Origin of the sequence: Pseudomonas sp. 14A, assembly GCF_018132745.1 — a bacterium.
Taxonomy (GTDB): Bacteria; Pseudomonadota; Gammaproteobacteria; order Pseudomonadales; family Pseudomonadaceae; genus Aquipseudomonas; species Aquipseudomonas mercuritolerans.
The window spans coordinates 368,375-386,354 of record NZ_JAGRQJ010000009.1; the positions used below are offsets into that span (position 1 = coordinate 368,375).

Annotated in this window: 19 protein-coding genes; 12 read left to right on the plus strand and 7 right to left on the minus strand. The window is 60.9% G+C overall.

Features of this window, described 5'->3' with window-relative positions; translation table 11 throughout:
• Window positions 1-3: 3 nt before the first annotated feature.
• From PS14A_RS09655 to gloB, 4 genes are all read right to left on the minus strand, one after another.
• Window positions 4-1,845: an extracellular solute-binding protein gene (locus PS14A_RS09655; protein WP_212615980.1), complete on the minus strand. Its 1,842-nt coding sequence runs from the start codon at window positions 1,843-1,845 to the stop codon at window positions 4-6.
• The gene (locus PS14A_RS09660; RefSeq protein WP_125915939.1) at window positions 1,842-3,674 is read right to left on the minus strand and encodes an extracellular solute-binding protein; all 1,833 of its coding nucleotides are present in this window, start codon (window positions 3,672-3,674) and stop codon (window positions 1,842-1,844) included. Before PS14A_RS09660 ends, PS14A_RS09655 begins: the two co-directional genes overlap by 4 nt.
• 306 nt (window positions 3,675-3,980) lie before the next feature.
• The gene (locus PS14A_RS09665; RefSeq protein ID WP_041480626.1) at window positions 3,981-5,444 is read right to left on the minus strand and encodes a transglycosylase SLT domain-containing protein; all 1,464 of its coding nucleotides are present in this window, start codon (window positions 5,442-5,444) and stop codon (window positions 3,981-3,983) included.
• 99 nt (window positions 5,445-5,543) lie between these two features.
• The gene (gene gloB / locus PS14A_RS09670) at window positions 5,544-6,311 is read right to left on the minus strand and encodes a hydroxyacylglutathione hydrolase (RefSeq protein WP_212615988.1); all 768 of its coding nucleotides are present in this window, start codon (window positions 6,309-6,311) and stop codon (window positions 5,544-5,546) included.
• A 66-nt stretch (window positions 6,312-6,377) separates the two neighbouring features.
• Between gloB and PS14A_RS09675 the strand changes: the two genes are divergently transcribed.
• The 5 genes from PS14A_RS09675 to PS14A_RS09695 all read left to right on the plus strand — a co-directional run bounded on the left by PS14A_RS09675 (window position 6,378) and on the right by PS14A_RS09695 (window position 9,598).
• A complete protein-coding gene (locus PS14A_RS09675) occupies window positions 6,378-7,136 on the plus strand; it encodes a methyltransferase domain-containing protein (RefSeq protein ID WP_041480625.1) in 759 nt (252 codons plus the stop codon).
• 90 nt (window positions 7,137-7,226) lie between these two features.
• Window positions 7,227-7,697, plus strand: coding sequence for a ribonuclease HI (gene rnhA / locus PS14A_RS09680; protein WP_123441684.1), 471 nt, complete (start codon window positions 7,227-7,229; stop codon window positions 7,695-7,697).
• A 203-nt stretch (window positions 7,698-7,900) separates the two neighbouring features.
• The gene (gene dnaQ, locus PS14A_RS09685; RefSeq protein WP_130909529.1) at window positions 7,901-8,659 is read left to right on the plus strand and encodes a DNA polymerase III subunit epsilon; all 759 of its coding nucleotides are present in this window, start codon (window positions 7,901-7,903) and stop codon (window positions 8,657-8,659) included.
• Complete coding sequence (locus PS14A_RS09690) at window positions 8,646-8,969, plus strand: hypothetical protein (RefSeq protein WP_212615990.1); 324 nt, start codon at window positions 8,646-8,648, stop codon at window positions 8,967-8,969. The genes dnaQ and PS14A_RS09690 overlap by 14 nt, the downstream gene beginning before the upstream one ends.
• 14 nt (window positions 8,970-8,983) lie before the next feature.
• Complete coding sequence (locus tag PS14A_RS09695; RefSeq protein WP_130909530.1) at window positions 8,984-9,598, plus strand: GNAT family N-acetyltransferase; 615 nt, start codon at window positions 8,984-8,986, stop codon at window positions 9,596-9,598.
• On the opposite strand, the gene PS14A_RS09700 is transcribed toward PS14A_RS09695, so the two are convergent.
• Both PS14A_RS09700 and PS14A_RS09705 read right to left on the minus strand, forming a co-directional pair.
• On the minus strand, window positions 9,564-10,457 hold the full coding sequence (locus tag PS14A_RS09700) for a LysR family transcriptional regulator (RefSeq protein ID WP_212615992.1): 894 nt from the start codon (window positions 10,455-10,457) through the stop codon (window positions 9,564-9,566). The two genes, PS14A_RS09695 and PS14A_RS09700, sit on opposite strands and share 35 nt — an antisense overlap.
• 85 nt (window positions 10,458-10,542) lie before the next feature.
• A complete protein-coding gene (locus PS14A_RS09705) occupies window positions 10,543-10,773 on the minus strand; it encodes a hypothetical protein (RefSeq protein WP_016774209.1) in 231 nt (76 codons plus the stop codon).
• A 183-nt stretch (window positions 10,774-10,956) separates the two neighbouring features.
• Here PS14A_RS09705 and PS14A_RS09710 point away from each other — a divergent pair, with 183 nt between their 5' ends.
• Together PS14A_RS09710 and PS14A_RS09715 are read left to right on the plus strand one after the other, a co-directional pair.
• Window positions 10,957-11,514: an NADPH-dependent FMN reductase gene (locus PS14A_RS09710; RefSeq protein ID WP_212615994.1), complete on the plus strand. Its 558-nt coding sequence runs from the start codon at window positions 10,957-10,959 to the stop codon at window positions 11,512-11,514.
• Window positions 11,515-11,663: 149 nt separating this feature from the next.
• Entirely contained in the window at window positions 11,664-12,947 is a 1,284-nt protein-coding gene (locus tag PS14A_RS09715; RefSeq protein WP_212615995.1) for an arsenic transporter, read from the plus strand.
• Between the two features lie 116 nt (window positions 12,948-13,063).
• On the opposite strand, the gene PS14A_RS09720 is transcribed toward PS14A_RS09715, so the two are convergent.
• Window positions 13,064-14,014 (minus strand): DUF1853 family protein, encoded by a 951-nt coding sequence (locus tag PS14A_RS09720; RefSeq protein ID WP_212615998.1) that lies wholly within the window; start codon window positions 14,012-14,014, stop codon window positions 13,064-13,066.
• 114 nt (window positions 14,015-14,128) lie between these two features.
• Between PS14A_RS09720 and PS14A_RS09725 the strand changes: the two genes are divergently transcribed.
• Genes PS14A_RS09725 through PS14A_RS09745 form a run of 5 tightly spaced genes read left to right on the plus strand, consistent with a single transcriptional unit; the run spans window position 14,129 to window position 17,978 of the window.
• Window positions 14,129-15,019 carry an NAD(+) kinase gene (locus tag PS14A_RS09725; protein ID WP_016774212.1) on the plus strand — a complete coding sequence of 297 codons (891 nt, stop codon included), beginning with the start codon at window positions 14,129-14,131 and terminating at the stop codon, window positions 15,017-15,019.
• Window positions 15,019-15,990, plus strand: coding sequence for a metallophosphoesterase (locus tag PS14A_RS09730; RefSeq protein ID WP_212616000.1), 972 nt, complete (start codon window positions 15,019-15,021; stop codon window positions 15,988-15,990). Before PS14A_RS09725 ends, PS14A_RS09730 begins: the two co-directional genes overlap by 1 nt.
• The gene (locus PS14A_RS09735; protein WP_073475289.1) at window positions 15,987-16,856 is read left to right on the plus strand and encodes a rhomboid family intramembrane serine protease; all 870 of its coding nucleotides are present in this window, start codon (window positions 15,987-15,989) and stop codon (window positions 16,854-16,856) included. The genes PS14A_RS09730 and PS14A_RS09735 overlap by 4 nt, the downstream gene beginning before the upstream one ends.
• A 34-nt stretch (window positions 16,857-16,890) precedes the next feature.
• Window positions 16,891-17,151 (plus strand): DUF1315 family protein, encoded by a 261-nt coding sequence (locus tag PS14A_RS09740; RefSeq protein ID WP_042609561.1) that lies wholly within the window; start codon window positions 16,891-16,893, stop codon window positions 17,149-17,151.
• On the plus strand, window positions 17,148-17,978 hold the full coding sequence (locus PS14A_RS09745; protein WP_016774216.1) for a DUF2797 domain-containing protein: 831 nt from the start codon (window positions 17,148-17,150) through the stop codon (window positions 17,976-17,978). The genes PS14A_RS09740 and PS14A_RS09745 overlap by 4 nt, the downstream gene beginning before the upstream one ends.
• Window positions 17,979-17,980 lie beyond the last annotated feature (2 nt).

A 17,980-nucleotide genomic window follows, 5' to 3' on the forward strand; every position in this document is an offset into this window, starting at 1 on the left:
TGATTACTCCGTGCCCGCAGGGTCGGCTTGCAGTTGGGTTTCGACTTCTACGGCAGGCTTGGCGTCAGGCTTGACCCACCAGGTGTTGATGCCGATGTCGTACTTGGGCGAGGTTTTCGGGTGGCCGATGTGGTTCCAGTAGGCCACGCGCCAGCTCTTGATGTGCCAGTTGGGCACCACGTAGTAGCCCCATTGCAGTACGCGATCCAGCGCGCGGGCGTGGGCCACCAGGCTCTTGCGCGAGTCGGCGTTGATCAGACTTTCCACCAGTTGGTCAACGGTCGGGTCTTTGAGGCCCATGCTGTTGCGGCTGCTCGGTTTGTCGGCGTCGGCGCTCATCCAGTATTCGCGCTGCTCGTTGCCCGGCGAGTTGGACTGCGGAAAGCTGCCGACCATCATGTCGAAATCCCGCGAGCGCACGCGGTTGATGTACTGCGAGACGTCGACGCGGCGGATCACCAGATCGATGCCGAGGTCGCTGAGGTTGCGCTTGAACGGCAGCAGCACGCGTTCGAATTCGGTCTGGGCGAGGAGGAATTCGATCACCACCGGTTTGCCGGTGGCGTCGACCATTTTGTCATCGACGATTTTCCAGCCGGCCTCTTGCAGCAGTTGATACGCCTCGCGCTGCTGGGTGCGGATCATGCCGCTGGCGTCGGTCCTGGGATTTTCGAAGGCTTCGCTGAATACTTGAGCCGGCAGTTGGCTGCGGAACGGTTCGAGGATCGTCCGTTGCTCTGCGTCGGGCAGGCCGGTGGCGGCCATTTCAGAGTTTTCGAAGTAGCTGCGAGTGCGCGCGTAAGCGCCGTTGAACAACTGCTTGTTGGTCCATTCGAAATCGAACAGCAGCCCCAGCGCCTGACGCACGCGCACATCCTGGAACACCGGGCGGCGCAGGTTGAAGACGAAGCCCTGCATGCCGGTCGGGTTGCTGTTGGGGATCAGTTCCTTGATCAAACGGCCCTCGGTGACCGCCGGAACGTTATAGGCGCTGGCCCAGTTCTTCGCGGTCATCTCCAGCCAATAATCGAACTGCCCGGCCTTCAGCGCTTCGAGGGCGACGGTGTTGTCGCGGTAATAGTCGGTGGTCATCGTGTCGAAGTTGTAGAAGCCACGGTTGACCGGCAAGTCCTTGCCCCAGTAATCCTTGACCCGCTCGTAACGTACCGAACGGCCGGCCTTCACTTGGGTGACCTTGTACGGGCCGCTGCCCAGCGGGATTTCCAGATTGCCCTTGTTGAAGTCGCGACTGGCCCACCAGTGTTTAGGGAGGACCGGCAACTGGCCGAGGATCAGCGGCAGCTCGCGGTTGTTGCTGTGCTTGAACTTGAACAGCACTTTCAGCGGGTCTTCGGCGATGGCTTCGGCGACGTCGTTGTAGTAGCCGCGAAACATCGGCGAGCCTTCCTTGGTCAACGTCTCGAAGCTGAACACCACGTCTTCGGCGCGCACCGGGTGGCCGTCATGGAAGCGTGCTTCCGGGCGCAGGTAGAAACGCACCCAACTGTTGTCGTCGGCTTTTTCGATCTTGCTGGCAATCAGGCCGTACTCGGTGAACGGCTCGTCGAGGCTGTGTTTGGTCAGGGTGTCGTAGATCTGGCCGATGTCATCGGCCGGCACGCCTTTGTTGATGAACGGGTTGAGGCTGTCGAAGCCACCGAACCCGGCCTGACGAAACACGCCGCCCTTGGGCGCATCAGGGTTCACGTAATCGAAGTGCTTGAAATCGGCCGGGTATTTCGGCGGCTCGTTGTACAGGGTCACGGCATGTTGCGGGGCGGCCCAGGCCAGCCCGGCGAACAGCAAGCCGCCAGCCTGCACGAGCAGGGTGCGAACAGCGTTCATCGATCTTTCTCCGAAGACTTCAGCCACCATGCGCTCAGGCCCAGGGTGTAGGGCGGCGTGGTGACAAAGGCCAACCGGTTGCGGTAGGCCAGACGGTGATAATTGAGATACCAGTTGGGAATGCTGTAGTGCTGCCAGAGCAGCACGCGGTCGAGCGCCTTGCCGGCGGCGACCTGCTCGTCGCGGGTGCGCGCGGCGAGCAATTGTTCGAGCAGGTGATCGACCACCGGGTTGGCGATGCCCGCGTAATTCTTGCTGCCCTTGACGTTTACCTGGCTGGAGTGGAAGTACTGCCACTGCTCAAGGCCCGGGCTCAGGGTCTGGCCGAGGGTCATCGAGATCATGTCGAAATCGAATTGGTCGAGGCGCTGTTTGTACTGGGCGCGATCGACGGTACGCAGGCGCGCGTCGATGCCGATGCTGTTGAGATTCTCGATGTACGGCTGATAAAGCCGCTCCAGGCTCGGATTGACCAGCAGCAGTTCGAAACGCAGCGGTTGGCCGTCCTTATTTTGCAGGCGCTGGCCATGGAGCTTCCAACCGGCCTCGGCGAGCAGGGCGAGGGCTTTACGCATGGTCTCGCGCGGGATGCCACGGCCGTCGGTTTTCGGCAGGCTGAACGGCTCGGTGAACAGCCGGGCTGGCAACTGCTCCTTGTAAGGCTTGAGCATCAGCCATTCATGCCCGACCGGCAAACCAGACGCGGTGAATTCGCTGTTGGGATAGTAGCTGGTGGTGCGTTTATAGGCATCGCTGAACAGCGCGCGGTTGGTCCATTCGAAGTCGAACATCAGACCCAACGCTTCGCGCGTCCTGACATCGGCGAAGGTCGCGCGGCGGCTGTTCATGAACAGGCCCTGAGTCTGGGTCGGGATCTGATGCGGGATCTGCACCTTGATCACTTCGCCACGACGTACAGCAGGGAAGTTGTAACCGTTGACCCAGTTCTTCGCCTGATGCTCGATGTAGATGTCGAACTCGCCGGCCTTGAACGCTTCGAAGGCGACATCGCTGTCGCGGTAGAACTCGACTTCCATGCGATCGAAATTGTACTTGCCGCGATTGACCGGTAAGTCCTTGCCCCAGTAATCCTTGACCCGCTCGAAAATCAGCTGCCGACCCGGCGTGACCGAGGTGATGCGGTACGGCCCGCTACCCAGCGGCGGCTCGAAGGTGGTGGCTTTGAAGTCGCGGTCTTTCCAGTAATGCTGCGGCAGTACCGGCAATTCGCCCAGGCGCAGGATCAACAGCGGATTGCCCGAGCGCTTGAACACGAAACGAATGCGCTGCTTGTTGAGGATGTCGACCCGCAGCACTTCCTGCAGGGCCGTGCGATACAGCGGATGACCGTCCTTGAGCAGCGTTCGATAGGAGAACGCCACGTCGTAGGCGGTGACAGGCGCGCCGTCGTGAAAGCGCGCTTCGGGGCGCAAATTGAAGACGACCCAGCTGCGATCTTCGCTGTACTCCACCGATTGTGCGATCAACCCGTAACTCGACGCGGGTTCGTCGCCGGACGGCGAATACTGCCCGGTGCCAACCATCAGCGGCTCGTTGAGCTCGTTGATGCCGTACTGGAGAAAATTGGCGGTGGTGACCGGGCTGGTGCCCTTGAAAGTGTACGGATTGACCGTATCGAAGGTGCCGAACGCCATCACCCGCAACGTACCGCCCTTGGGCGCTTGCGGGTTGACCCAGTCGAAGTGGGTAAATCTGGCCGGGTACTTGAGCGTGCCGAACTGCGCATAACCATGACTTTCGGTAATCGTCGCGCTCGCGGGTGAGCTCAAGGCCAGGCTGATCAGGAGCAGGGAGAGGGCACGCTTCAAGTCAGATCCGATCCAGCGGCTTGGGCTTTGTGGGCCGTACAGTAACAGCTTGTCTGGGCAGGAAAAAGATGCGGGTTAAAGAGCCCCTCACCCTAACCCTCTCCCGGAGGGAGAGGGGACTGATCGTGGTGTCTGGGCGAATTGCACCGAGGTGCGATACCGAGTCGAACTCGGTTTCTGAAAAGCCCCCGATCGGCTCCCTTTCCCCCTCTCCCCCTGGGGGAGAGGGCTGGGGTGAGGGGGATGGATCTAAAGCACACCAAAAACGTCATCCAAAAAAAGCCCCTGAATTCAGGGGCTCTTCTGTCAGTGCGGCTGATAAACCGTGAGCATTTGCCCCGGCTTCAACGCCTTGCCAGCACCCGGATTCCAGCGCTTTAGATGTTGCATCTCAACGTTGAAGCGCTTGGCCACCACGTACAGGGTGTCGCCGCGCTTGACCTTGTACTGGGTCTGCTGCTTGCTCTCGTCCTTGCCTTTGGTTTTGGTATTCGCCGCAACCACGGTGTTGACTCGGCCGGACTTGCGCGCCGGTGCACGCTTGGTGTTGTCCTGCATGACCAGGGTCTGGCCGACCTTGAGGTTCTTGCCGGTCAGCTTGTTCCAGCGCTGCAGATCCTTGACTTCGACCTTGTTGGCCTTGGCGATGGAGCCGAGGTTGTCGCCACGCTTGACCCGATAAGCGCGCTTGAGCTGCGCGACTTCCGACGGATCGGCGCCTTCGAACACCGGTTTCAGCGAGCGCGGGCTGATCAGTTCGTCCGGGCGCATGGTCTGCAGACTGGCGGTCAGCAGTTGCGCCTTGGACGTCGGCACCAGCAGATGCTGCGGGCCGTCGATGGTGGTGCGCTGTTTGAACGCGGGGTTGAGCTGGAACAGTTCGTCTTCGTCGATGTTGGCCACTGCAGCGACCTTGGACAGGTCCATGCGCTGGTTGATTTCGACGACCTGGAAGTACGGCTCGTTGGCGATCGGGTTGAGGTTGACGCCGTAGGCTTCCGGCGCCAGCACCACTTGCGACAGCGCCAGCAACTTCGGCACATAGGCCTGGGTTTCCGCCGGCAGCGGCAGGTTCCAGTAGTCGGTGGGCAGGCCAAGCTTTTCGTTGCGTTCGATCGCGCGGCTGACGGTGCCTTCACCGGCGTTGTAGGCCGCCAGAGCCAGCAGCCAGTCGCCGTTGAACATGTCGTGCAGGCGAGTCAGGTAATCCATCGCCGCCGTAGTCGAAGCGGTGATGTCGCGGCGACCATCGTAGAAACGCGTCTGGCGCAGGTTGAAGTAGCGCCCGGTGGACGGAATGAATTGCCACAGGCCCACCGCATCGGCGCGGGAGTAGGCCATCGGGTTGTACGCGCTCTCGATCACCGGCAGCAGGGCCAGTTCCAACGGCATGTTGCGTTCTTCGAGGCGTTCGACAATGTAATGAATGTAGAGGCTGCCGCGTTCGCCGGCATTCTCGAGAAAAGAGGGATTACTGGCGAACCACAGGCGCTGTTGCTCGATGCGCGGATTGACGCCAAGGCCTTCCTGCAACTGGAAGCCCTGACGCATGCGTTCCCAGATGTCCTGGGGCGCCACGGGAGTGGGCTTCTCGGTCAGCCAGATTGGCTTCTGCTTGGCTCGCGCAGCAATGTTCGGCGTGTGCGTCGCTTCAGTCTGCGGAGCGTGGCTGGAGCAACCCGCCAGCGTGGCGGACACAGCCACCGCGATGGCTTGCGCCAGGCGGGTCAAAGCATCTGAATTGACGGACTTACGTATGGATGACGACATTGGCTGGAAGTAAGTTCCGGGCAAAAATGTCGGGCGATTCTAGAAAGCGCACCCCCTGCGGTCAACCATTGAGAATTTTTGCCCCGGCCGGCGCGGTCGTCAGAACTTGTCTTTCCATGCCCGCAGAGCCGCAAATACCTCGCTCGGCTCCCGGTTTTGAGCGCCTTCCCGTTCGTCCACTTTTTGTGTAACCAATGTTTCAGAAGTGCGTAAAAACGGATTGGTAAGCTTTTCCAGGGCCAAAGTCGACGGCAATGTCATCACACCGTTCTGCCGTTGCTGCGTGACCTTTTCCAGACGGGCGGCGACTTCCGGATTGCCCGGCTCGACGGCGGCGGCAAATTTCAGATTGCTCAAGGTGTATTCATGGGTGCAGTAAACCAGCGTATCTTCCGGCAGGGCCGCGAGACGGCTGAGCGAGTGGTACATCTGCTCGGGTGTGCCTTCGAACACCCGGCCGCAACCGGCGGCGAACAGGGTGTCGCCGCAGAACAGCAGGCCATGGTGGTAATAGGCGATGTGCCCCAGGGTATGACCGGGCACCGCATAAACGTCGAAGTCCCAGCCGAGCACGCTGACGCTGTCGTTGTCCTTGAGCGCTATGTCACGCGCCGGAATGCTTTCGCTGGCCGGACCGTAGACCTTGGCACCGGTCGCGGCTTTCAGGCGCTCGACGCCGCCGACATGGTCATGGTGATGGTGAGTGATCAGAATATCGCTGAGCACCCAGCCCGGATGCGCATCGAGCCACGCCTGCACTGGCGCGGCATCGCCCGGATCCACCACCGCGCAGCGCTGGGTGCGGTGATCCTGTAACAACCAGATGTAGTTGTCGGTGAACGCGGGCAGGGCACTGATCTGTATCATCGTCGGAATTCGCCAAGCGGAAAACATTGGCGCATCTTAGTAGTTCCTGGCGCGTTGGAGAATGACATGACCGATAAAGCGTTCGCTCAGGCCGATCCCGACTGGCTGGCATTGATCAGCGCCGCCCGCGAATGGCTGTCGGGGCCGCTCGGGCAATTTCTGCTGGATGAAGAGCGGCGCATGCTCGACGACGAGCTCGGTCGCTTCTTCGGCGGTTATCTGGTGCATTACGGCCCGTCCGCCGAAACCCCGCCGGCCGCGCCGCAAGTGCAGCGCAATGTGCGTCTCGGCGCGCCGTTGCCCGGGGTCGAGATCGTTTGCGAAGAGCAGGCCTGGCCGTTGAGCGAGCACGCCGCCGACGTGGTGGTGATGCAGCATGGCCTGGATTTCTGCCTGTCGCCCCACGGTTTACTGCGTGAAGCGGCGAGCAGCGTGCGTCCCGGCGGGCATCTGCTGATCATCGGCATCAATCCCTGGAGCACTTGGGGCCTGCGGCATTTCTTCGCCAATGACGCCCTGCGCAAGGCGCGCTGCATCTCCCCGTCGCGGGTCGCCGACTGGCTCAATCTGCTCGGCTTCGCGCTGGAGAAACGCCGCTTCGGGTGCTATCGTCCGCCGCTCGCGTCGCCCAAGTGGCAGAACCGTCTGGCCGGCTGGGAACGCAAGGCCGGTGACTGGCAGCTGTCCGGCGGTGGCTTCTATCTGCTGGTGGCGCGCAAGATCGTGGTGGGGCTCAGGCCGTTGCGCCAGGAACGCCGCGAGCCGATGGGCAAGCTGATTCCGCTGCCGATGGCCAAGGTCAACCGCCGCCGCATCGAACCGTAAATCTTCTTTTATTTGTGGCCGGGCTTGTCCCGGCCGCGGTCATTGTCGATCCGTGATTGGCAGGACAGGCATTTTTCTGGAAAGACTGGCATGAGCGAAAGCGTGGAAAGCGTCGACACCGTAGAACTGTTCACCGACGGCGCCTGCAAGGGCAACCCCGGCCCCGGCGGCTGGGGCGCGCTGCTGGTGTGCAAGGGCGTCGAAAAGGAACTGTGGGGCGGCGAGGCCAACACCACCAACAACCGCATGGAGCTGCTCGGCGCGATTCGTGGCCTCGAAGCACTCAAGCGTCCCTGCGACGTGCTGCTGGTCACCGACTCGCAATACGTGATGAAAGGCATCAACGAGTGGATGGCCAATTGGAAGAAGCGCGGCTGGAAAACCGCCGCGAAAGAGCCGGTGAAGAATGCCGACCTGTGGAAAGAGCTGGACGAGCAGGTCAATCGCCACAAAGTCACCTGGAAATGGGTGCGCGGGCACATCGGGCATCACGGTAACGAGCGGGCTGACCAGTTGGCTAACCGTGGGGTGGATGAAGTTCGCGGTTACAAGCAGAGCTGATTTCGCTTGTGAGCCGTGGCGCTGCCATTCGCGAGCAGGCTCGCTCCCACAGGGGAATGTATTCCGGGCCTTGAATTGGAATGCATTCCAATGTGGGAGCGAGCCTGCTCGCGAAGGACCCGCCACGGTGTGACTGAAACACCCCGCCGAGCGTGTTAACATCCGCGCCTTTGCACGATTGACCCGTTGAGAGCTGAGCACTGATGGCCACCAGATCCGTTGTACTCGATACCGAAACCACCGGCATGCCGGTGACCGATGGTCACCGGATCATTGAAATCGGTTGCGTCGAACTGATCGGTCGGCGCCTGACGGGCCGGCATTTTCACGTTTATCTGCAACCGGATCGCGAGAGCGACGAAGGTGCGATCGGTGTGCACGGTATTACCAACGAATTCCTCGTCGGCAAGCCGCGCTTTGCCGAAGTCGCCGACGAGTTCTTCGAGTTCATCCAGGGCGCACAGCTGATCATCCACAACGCGGCGTTCGACGTTGGCTTCATCAACAACGAATTCGCCTTGATGGGCCAGCACGATCGCGCCGATATCACCCAGCATTGCACCATCCTCGACACCCTGATGATGGCCCGGGAACGTCACCCGGGGCAGCGCAACAGCCTCGATGCATTGTGCAAACGTTACGGCGTCGACAACTCCGGCCGTGAACTGCACGGCGCTTTGCTCGACTCGGAGATTCTCGCCGACGTCTATCTGACCATGACCGGCGGCCAGACCAGCCTGTCGCTGGCTGGCAACGCCTCCGACGGCAATGGTACGGGCGAGGGCGCGGATAACTCGGCCACGGAAATCCGTCGTCTGCCGGCTGATCGCCAGCCAGCACGCATCATCCGCGCGACTGAAGAAGAACTGGCGGCGCATCTGGTGCGGCTGGAAATCATCGCCAAATCGGCGGGAGCGCCGGCGTTGTGGACGCAGATTGCCGAGGCTGATGCGCAGGCCTGAAAAATCTGAAGATCAAAAGATCAAAAGATCAAAAGATCAAAAGATCAAAAGATCGCAGCCTTCGGCAGCTCCTATAGGGATTGCATTCCATAGTAGAAGACGAGGAGGCAGCGATTTTTTGCGTTTGGCGACATGGAGCCAAGTTGCCACCCTCGCCACATTCGCTGCAACCCTCTACCCTGAGTGCACTGGTCAGGTGCAAATCTGCCGCCTCAGGACACTGAGCCTCATGTACAAAGAGTTGAAATTTGCGCTGGCAATCATCCATCGCGACAGCAAGGTCGACACCGTCGGCTGCGTCAAGGAATGAGGACTTTTCCCAGTATGCAACCGGTCATGAATCCGAAATACCCAGGGTTGTCGGTACGGGTCGCCGACGAAGGTTTTGCGCCGTATATCTGGGGCAGCGACTTCAGTTTCGAGGTCGCCGCCTATGGCGCCGCCGTGATCGGCAAACCGGTCGAGCAGTGGCCGGTGACGCCGATCGTGCCGTATCGCAAGTGCTACGGCATCGATCCGGAAGAGTTCAGCGCCTTTCACAACGCGCCCGACAGTGCGATTTTCATGGCGTACCTGGACGACGAGCCGGTCGGTCACCTGGTGATCAGCACCAACTGGAACGGCTTTGCCCACATCGATGAACTGGCGGTGCATGCCCCGGCCCGTCGCCACGGCGTGGCCAAGGCGTTGCTCGATGTCGCGCAGTTCTGGAGTCGCAAGAAGAAGCTGCCGGGCATCATGCTCGAAACCCAGAACAACAACCTCGGCGCCTGTCGGCTGTATGAGCGCTGCGGTTATGTGATCGGCGGCATCGACCAGTTGCGCTATCGCGGCATTGATGCGCACACCGCCGAAGTCGCCTTGTTCTGGTATCGCCTGTTCGACAATCCGCTGGAAAAACCACTCAGCTCGACAACATCGCCTCGGCTTGTTCCGTGACGATAGTCAGCAGTGTCTGAATCGCCGCCGACGGCGTGGCATGCTTGAAGGTCAGGGCATAGAGGCTGATCGGCACCGCCGGTGACAACGGACAGACGTCCAGGCCACCGGCGCGGGCGCCCAACGCGGTGAAGGGGTCGACGATCGCCAGACCTTCGCCGGCCTCGACCATGCTGCGCATCATCTGATGGGTCTGCACACGGGTCTGAATGCTTGGCGCCGGACGCAAGGCCTGGAGTTTGTTTTCCAGTGCCGGGCTCAGCGGATCCTGACCTTCGAGACCGACCATGGCCTGACCGGCCAGATCCGCGAGGGAAATGTATTTCTGTTTCGGTTGCAGCCAGCCGTGCGGAGCGAGCAATTGCAGCTTGCCCTGGGCCAGCGGCTGGCAGTGGATATCGGGGTGTTCGGGATCGTGCAGGCTCAGGCCCAGATCGCTTTCGCGCAGTAACAGGCTGCGAACGATGTCGCGAGTCGGCGCGCTGAGCAGGCTGCAAGGTGCGTCCGGCAAGCGCCGACGCAGGGTCGCAAGGCTTTGTGGCAGTAATTGCTGGGCCAGCGGCGGGGTGCCGATGATGCGCAAGGGCGGGGCGAGGTACTGCTTGAGGCTGCCGGCCAGACGCTGCACCGGCTCCAGCGCTTCATAGATGTGCGCGATTTCCACCTGCAGGGCGCGCGCTTCAGGGGTCGATTGCAGGCGCCCGCGAACGCTGGCGAACAACATGAACCCCAGCTGACTTTCGGCTTCGCGCAAACGCTCTTCGACTTCGGTCACCGGCAGTTGCAGCCATTCGGCGGCGGTGCCCATGTGACCGGTCTGCAAGAGCGCCTGAATCACTTCGATGTGGCGTAAACGCATGCGTGAAGTCCATGTTCAGCAGGTGGGGTCAGACGCTGAATCCTACCCCAAGTCCGCTCGCATGACTTCTGCTCATAACGCTGGGTTATTGAGCGACGGTTGGCTCAGGTTCGCGAATCAGGGTAATGCCTGATTGAACCAGGAGAAACTCGCTGTCACTGACCTTGTTGACCCGATCGCCAATGGCCAGTCTGTAAATGGGCTCCGAGCCAGTGGATCCGTCTGCAGACGGGTTCGATTCCTGGAATTCATGCACGGAATAAACGCGGCCTTCCGCATCTCTTGCATGAAACTGACCGACGAGTACTGCTGCCATCTGCTTAGAACCTCTGGAGATAAAACGCTTGATTTGCGGCTTTGTAGACCGTCACCAAGCTCGGTAAGTTTTCCTACAGGAAAAAAATATTCGCCGCGCAGGAAAAACCAATGACCACTGGTGAAAGCGCCACTGGATCATCTATAACTAGCGACTCTTCCCACGGACCATCGAGAGTCTTCCATGAGCAATGTCTACAACGTCGCTGTAATGGTCGGTAGCCTGCGCAAAGCATCGATCAATCGCAAAGTCGCACTGGCCCTCGCCGAACTGGCACCGGCCAATCTCAAGCTGGAGATTGTCGAGATCGGTGAACTGCCGCTGTACAACGAAGACATCGACGGCGATTCTCCGCCGGCAGCCTACAGCACTTTCCGTCAGAAAGTGGCGTCATCCGACGCGGTGCTGTTTGTTACCCCCGAGTACAACCGCTCGATCCCGGCACCGCTGAAGAACGCGATCGACGTCGGTTCACGCCCTTATGGCCAGAGCGCGTGGAGTGGCAAACCCGGCGCGGTTATCAGCGTATCGCCAGGCGCCATCGGTGGCTTCGGCGCCAACCAGCACCTGCGCCAGACCTTTGTTTTCCTCGATATCCATTGCCTGCAACAGCCGGAAGCCTACCTGGGCGGCGCCGGTAACGCGTTTGACGAAGCGGGCAAACTGAGCGACTCGGTGAAGCCGTTCCTGCAAAAATTCATTGATGCCTACGGCCAGTTCGTCGAGCAACACAAGAAATAAACTTACCGAAACTCACTGTGGGAGCGAGCCTGCTCGCGAAGGCTGTGTGTCAGATAATAATTTCATGTCTGGCACACCGCCTTCGCGAGCAGGCTCGCTCCCACATTTGTTCGATTTCCACCCGTTTCGATATTTGAAGGCTCCTGCGAATGCTCGCTGCGTCACTGATTTTCCTGCTGACCATCACCCTCGTCATCTGGCAACCCAAAGGTCTCGGCGTCGGCTGGAGTGCAACGCTGGGCGCCGTGCTGGCGTTGATTTTCGGCGTCGTCCACCTCACGGATATCCCACTGGTCTGGCAGATCATCTGGAACGCCACCGGCACCTTCGTGGCGCTGATCATCATCAGCCTGTTGCTCGACGAGGCTGGCTTTTTCAACTGGGCGGCGCTGCACGTGGCGCGTTGGGGGCGGGGCAGTGGGCGCAAACTGTTTGCCTTCATGGTGCTGCTCGGCGCGCTGGTCTCGGCGCTGTTCGCCAATGACGGTGCGGCGCTGATTCTCACGCCGATCGTGATTTCAATGCTGCTGGCGCTGCGATTCTCACCGGCGGCGACGCTGGCATTCGTCATGGGCGCCGGGTTCATTGCCGACACGGCCAGCCTGCCACTGGTGGTATCGAACCTGGTCAACATCGTTTCGGCGGACTTCTTCCACATCGGCTTCAACCGCTATGCAGCGGTGATGGTGCCGGTCAACTTCGTCAGCGTAGCGGCGACATTGGGCATGTTGCTGTGGTTCTTTCGCCGCGACATTCCTGCGTCTTACGACCCTGAACAACTGGAAAACCCGCACACCGCGATCCACGACAAGGCGACGTTCTACGCCGGTTGGGCGGTGCTGGTGATCCTGTTGATCGGCTGCTTCGCTTTGGAACCGCTGGGCATTCCAATCAGCGCAATTTCGGCGGTGTGCGCCGCGCTGCTGCTGGCCATCGCCGCGCATGGGCACAAAATCTCCACGCGCAAAGTGATGAAAGAAGCGCCGTGGCAGATCGTCATTTTCTCGCTGGGCATGTACCTGGTGGTGTACGGCCTGCGCAACGCCGGGCTCACTGGTTACCTCGCCGGATGGCTGGACGTGTTCGCCGAGCACGGTGTATGGGGCGCGGCCATGGGCACTGGGGTGCTGACGGCGCTGCTGTCGTCGATCATGAACAACTTGCCGACGGTGTTGATCGGCTTGCTGTCGATCGACGCCAGTCAGGCCAGCGGCGTGATCAAAGAAGCGATGATCTACGCCAACGTGATTGGCAGCGACCTTGGGCCGAAAATCACCCCGATCGGCAGTCTGGCAACGTTGTTATGGCTGCATGTGCTGGAACGCAAGGGCATTCACATTGGCTGGGGCTATTACTTCCGCGTCGGGATTGTGCTGACGGTGCCGGTGTTGCTGGTGACGTTGGCGGCGTTGGCCGTGCGGTTATCCCTATAGATCGAGTTGCTCTTTTCGCGAGCAGGCTCGCTCCCACAGGGGATCGCATTCCACATTTGAAATGCATTCTCTGTGGGAGCGAGCCTGCTCGCGAATTGGGTCAGGCACCACAAATCTCAGGTTTGGCCGGGCACATTCGGCCAAAGATCCGCCACCAGAAACAACCGCTCCGCCTCTTCCCATTCGCCCAGGGCATTCTCGGTCAGGCGCACCATCAACTGCGCCGGGGCCAGTGCTGGCAGGTCCTGCAGCCACAAACGCAGATGCTCATTCGTCCAGACCTGATCCGCCGGGTAGTGCGCCGGCGCCAGCCATGCGTGACGGGGCAGGGGTTGCCAGCGGCCCGGCGGGCGTCGCGCGACAAACGCCGGCCAGTCCTTCTGATGCAGCCAGCTGCCACGCAAATGTTGCGGATGCGCGCCGTGCGGTGAGTCCGCCTGCCCGGGCCACGGGTACAACAGATAACCGCCCAGCCACAACTGCGCGCTGAAGGTTTCGATATCCAGCGCCGCGAGCACTTCGCGGCTTTCCGGGCGCGCCGAGATCGGCAATTGATGCTCGGCCAGATGCGCCAGCTTACGATCCAGCCGATCATGACAACCCGGCCCCAACCATTGCGCCGGATCGCGTCCATCGCCATCCTGCGGGCCAAGGTAGAGCTTGATCGCCAGTTCCAGATGATGCACGCCGTCGCGGTCACGCAGCAGCATGTCCAGCTCGCCAAGGGTGTGCCCGGCGCGGCGGATTGGCAGGTTGGCGGCGATCAGTTCGATGCCCGGCGCATGCGAGACGGCGAACTGCCACAGGCGCTCGTAATACAGGCCCAGACGCCGCGTGCGTGCCTGGGACAACCATTGCAGCAGGTCATAACTGTCGCGGTCGAGCTGGCGCAGCCAATGCTCGAGGCGCTGCGGGTCGTGCACCCAGTCGCTGCCGGCCAGCGGATTGCGCTGCGGCCACGGCGTGGCGGCGAGCATCGGCGGCGCGAGGATCACCCACGCCAGGTCCCGCACTTCGGGATGGCGTAACTGATGGGGCAATTGCAACAAATCGGGAAACAGGATCATCTTGCGAGCATAGCCTTAAACCTGAGCGCACCCTTGAGGCTGAAAGGATTTTGTCTATCTGGCGCTTTCGCCCATAATCGGGTTTTCGCGTTTTCGATTGTCCGCAGAGGTCCCATGGAGCAATTTCGTAATATCGGCATCATCGGTCGCCTGGGCAGTTCCCAGGTGCTGGATACCGTCCGCCGACTGAAACGCTTTCTGCTCGACCGTCACCTGCATGTGATCCTCGAAGACACCATCGCTGAAGTCCTGCCCGGCCACGGCCTGCAAACCTCGTCGCGCAAGATGCTCGGCGAAGTCTGCGACATGGTCATCGTCGTCGGCGGTGACGGCAGCCTGCTCGGCGCTGCGCGGGCGCTGGCCAAACACAATATTCCGGTGCTCGGCATCAACCGTGGCAGCCTCGGCTTCCTCACCGATATTCGCCCGGACGAGTTGGAAATCAAGGTCGCCGAAGTGCTCGACGGCCACTATCTGGTGGAAAACCGCTTCCTGCTGCAAGCCGAAGTGCGTCGCCATGGCGAGGCCATCGGCCAGGGCGATGCGCTCAACGACGTGGTGCTGCACCCGGGCAAATCGACGCGGATGATCGAATTCGAGCTGTACATCGACGGCCAGTTCGTCTGCAGCCAGAAGGCCGACGGCCTGATCGTCGCCACGCCCACCGGCTCCACCGCCTACGCGTTGTCTGCTGGCGGGCCGATCATGCATCCCAAGCTCGACGCTATTGTGATTGTGCCGATGTACCCCCATACCTTGTCGGGACGGCCGATCGTGGTCGATGGCAACAGTGAGCTGAAAATCGTCGTGTCCAAAGATATGCAGATCTATCCGCAGGTGTCCTGCGACGGCCAGAACCATTTCACCTGCGCACCGGGCGACACCATTACCGTGAGCAAGAAAGCGCAGAAGCTGCGCCTGATTCATCCGCTCGATCACAATTACTACGAGGTGTGCCGCACCAAGCTTGGCTGGGGCAGCAAGCTGGGGGGCGGAGGCGACTGATGCTCGATCCCGCGCGCAGTTACGACCTGATCGGTGACGTGCACGGATGCGCCATGACCCTCGAACACTTGCTGGACCGTCTCGGTTATCACAAGCAGGGCGGGGTCTGGCGGCATCCGTCACGCATGGCGGTGTTCGTCGGCGACATCATCGACCGTGGCCCGCGCATTCGCGAGGCGCTGCACATCGTTCACGACATGGTCGAGGCGGGGCAGGCGCTGTGCATCATGGGCAACCACGAATTCAACGCGCTCGGCTGGGTCACCCCGGCGCCACCGGGCAGCGGCAAGCAGTTCGTGCGCGAACACACCAAGCGCCATGCGCGGCTGTTGCAGGAAACCCTGACTCAATTTGAAGACCATCCCGGCGACTGGCATGACTTCCAGCAGTGGTTCTACGAGCTGCCGCTGTTCGTCGATGCCGGGCGGTTTCGCGTCGTCCATGCGTGCTGGGACGCCGGTATGATCGAGCCGCTGCGGGCGTTGTTCCCCAATGGCTGCGTCGATGAGCATTTCCTCCAGGCCTCGGCGGTGCCCGGCAGCTTCGCCTGCACCGTGTTCGATCGCCTGCTGCGCGGCACCGACATGCGCCTGCCGGGCGGCTTGACCATGACCAGCGGCGACGGTCTGGTGCGTTCGTTCTTCCGCACCAAGTTCTGGGAAGACGATCCCAAAACCTACGGCGATATCGTCTTCCAGCCCGATGCACTGCCGGAACCTGTCGCGCAGACGCCGCTGACGTCCACTGAAAAGAATTCCCTGCTGCGCTATGGCGTCGACGAGCCGTTGCTGTTCGTCGGCCACTACTGGCGCAGCGGCAAACCGGCGCCGATCCGCCCGAACCTCGCGTGCCTGGATTACAGCGCCGTGCTCTACGGCAAACTGGTGGCCTATCGTCTGGACCAGGAAACGCGCCTGGATCCGCAAAAATTCGTCTGGGTCGATGTCGAGCGGCCGGAGGTCCTGCAATGAGTGCGGTAGCGGTATTGCGCCTGCCGTTGGCGGTGGATTTGAGCGGTTTTGTCAAACTGCTGCAACGCATGCAAGTGCCCCATCGTGTCAGTGAAGAGGCGGGCGAGCAGGTGCTATGGGCGCCGGAGGAAATCAGCGAGGACGTGCGTTCGCTGTACGAGCGCTTCCCGGCCGGCGACCCGGATCAGCAACTGGACATTCCCGTGGGCCAGACCTTTAAACGGCCAGGTTTCGCCGAACAGCTGAAACACGCCAGGGCCACGGGATTGATTCTGCTGTTGAGCCTGATCGTTGGCGGTCTGACTTTCCTCGGCGAAAACCTTGAGACCCTGCGCTGGCTGACCTTCCTCGATTTTCGCGTGATCGGCGAGTACATCCACTTCACGCCACTGGCCGACAGTCTGGCGGCAGGGCAGTGGTGGCGGCTGGTCACGCCGATGCTGATCCACTTCGGCATCCTTCATCTGGCCATGAACGGCATGTGGTACTGGGAGCTGGGGCGGCGCATCGAGTCGCGCCAGGGCAGCATCAACCTGATCGGTCTGACGCTGCTGTTCAGCCTGGTGTCCAACTACGCCCAGTTTGTCTGGAGCGGCCCGAGCCTGTTTGGCGGGCTGTCCGGCGTGCTTTACGGCTTGCTCGGGCATTGCTGGATCTTCCAGCTGCTGGCGCCGAACCCGGCCTATCGTTTGCCGCGCGGCGTGCTGGTGATGATGCTGGTGTGGCTGGTGGTGTGCATGTCCGGGCTGATCTCGCTGATCGGTTTCGGCCAGATCGCCAACGCCGCGCACCTGAGCGGGTTACTCATCGGATGCTTCACCGGTTTGTTGGGCGGTTTGTATAACCGCCGTAAACTGGCCGTCTAAAATTTTTGGTTCAGCAAAGAGCACGGAGACCCTGATGTCCTCTTTCAACGACATGATCAGCAACATCACCCCGGACATCTACGAAAGCCTGAAACTGGCCGTGGAAATCGGCAAGTGGTCCGACGGTAACAAACTCACCGCCGAACAGCGCGAGCTGTCGTTGCAGGCGATGATTGCCTGGGAAATCCAGAACCTGCCGGAAGACCAGCGCACCGGTTACATGGGACCGCAAGAATGTGCGTCGAAGTCGATCGAAGTGCCGAACATCCTGTTCAAGTCGGATGCCATCCATTGATCGAGATTGGCCGCGGTGCAATCAGCAAAATGTCGGCCCGTCTGGACGGGTCGAACGTGCAGTACGCGTTTCGTCTGGATGACGTCGAGGTGCCGGTCAATCCGTTGATCGGCAGCACGTTGCGTCTGGAATTCCTGGGGGCGATCCACTGCACCCATTGCGGGCGCAAGACCAAGACCAGTTTCAGTCAGGGTTATTGCTACCCGTGCATGACCAAACTGGCGCAGTGCGACCTGTGCATCATGAGTCCGGAGCGTTGCCACTTCGACGCCGGCACCTGCCGTGATCCGGTGTGGGGCCAGCAGTTCTGCATGACTGATCATGTGGTCTACCTGGCCAACTCGTCGGGGATCAAGGTTGGCATCACCCGTGCCACGCAGTTGCCGACCCGCTGGCTGGATCAGGGTGCGAGTCAGGCGTTGCCGATCATGCGTGTATCGACACGCCAGCAATCGGGGTTTGTCGAGGACCTGTTCCGCAGCCAGGTGGCGGACAAGACCAACTGGCGCGCGCTGCTCAAAGGTGATGCGGCGGCGGTGGATCTGGCGCAGGTGCGCGATCAGTTGTTCGAAAGCTGCGCCGAAGGCCTGCAAGGGTTGCAGGAGCGATTCGGCCTACAGGCGATTCAGACGATTGCCGATGTCGAACCGCTGGAAATCCGCTATCCCGTCGAGCAATACCCGGCGAAAATCGTCAGCTTCAACCTGGACAAGAACCCGATTGCCGAAGGCACGCTGCTGGGGATCAAGGGTCAGTACCTGATCTTCGACACCGGCGTGATCAACATTCGTAAATACACGGCGTACCAGCTCGCCGTGCATCAATAAGG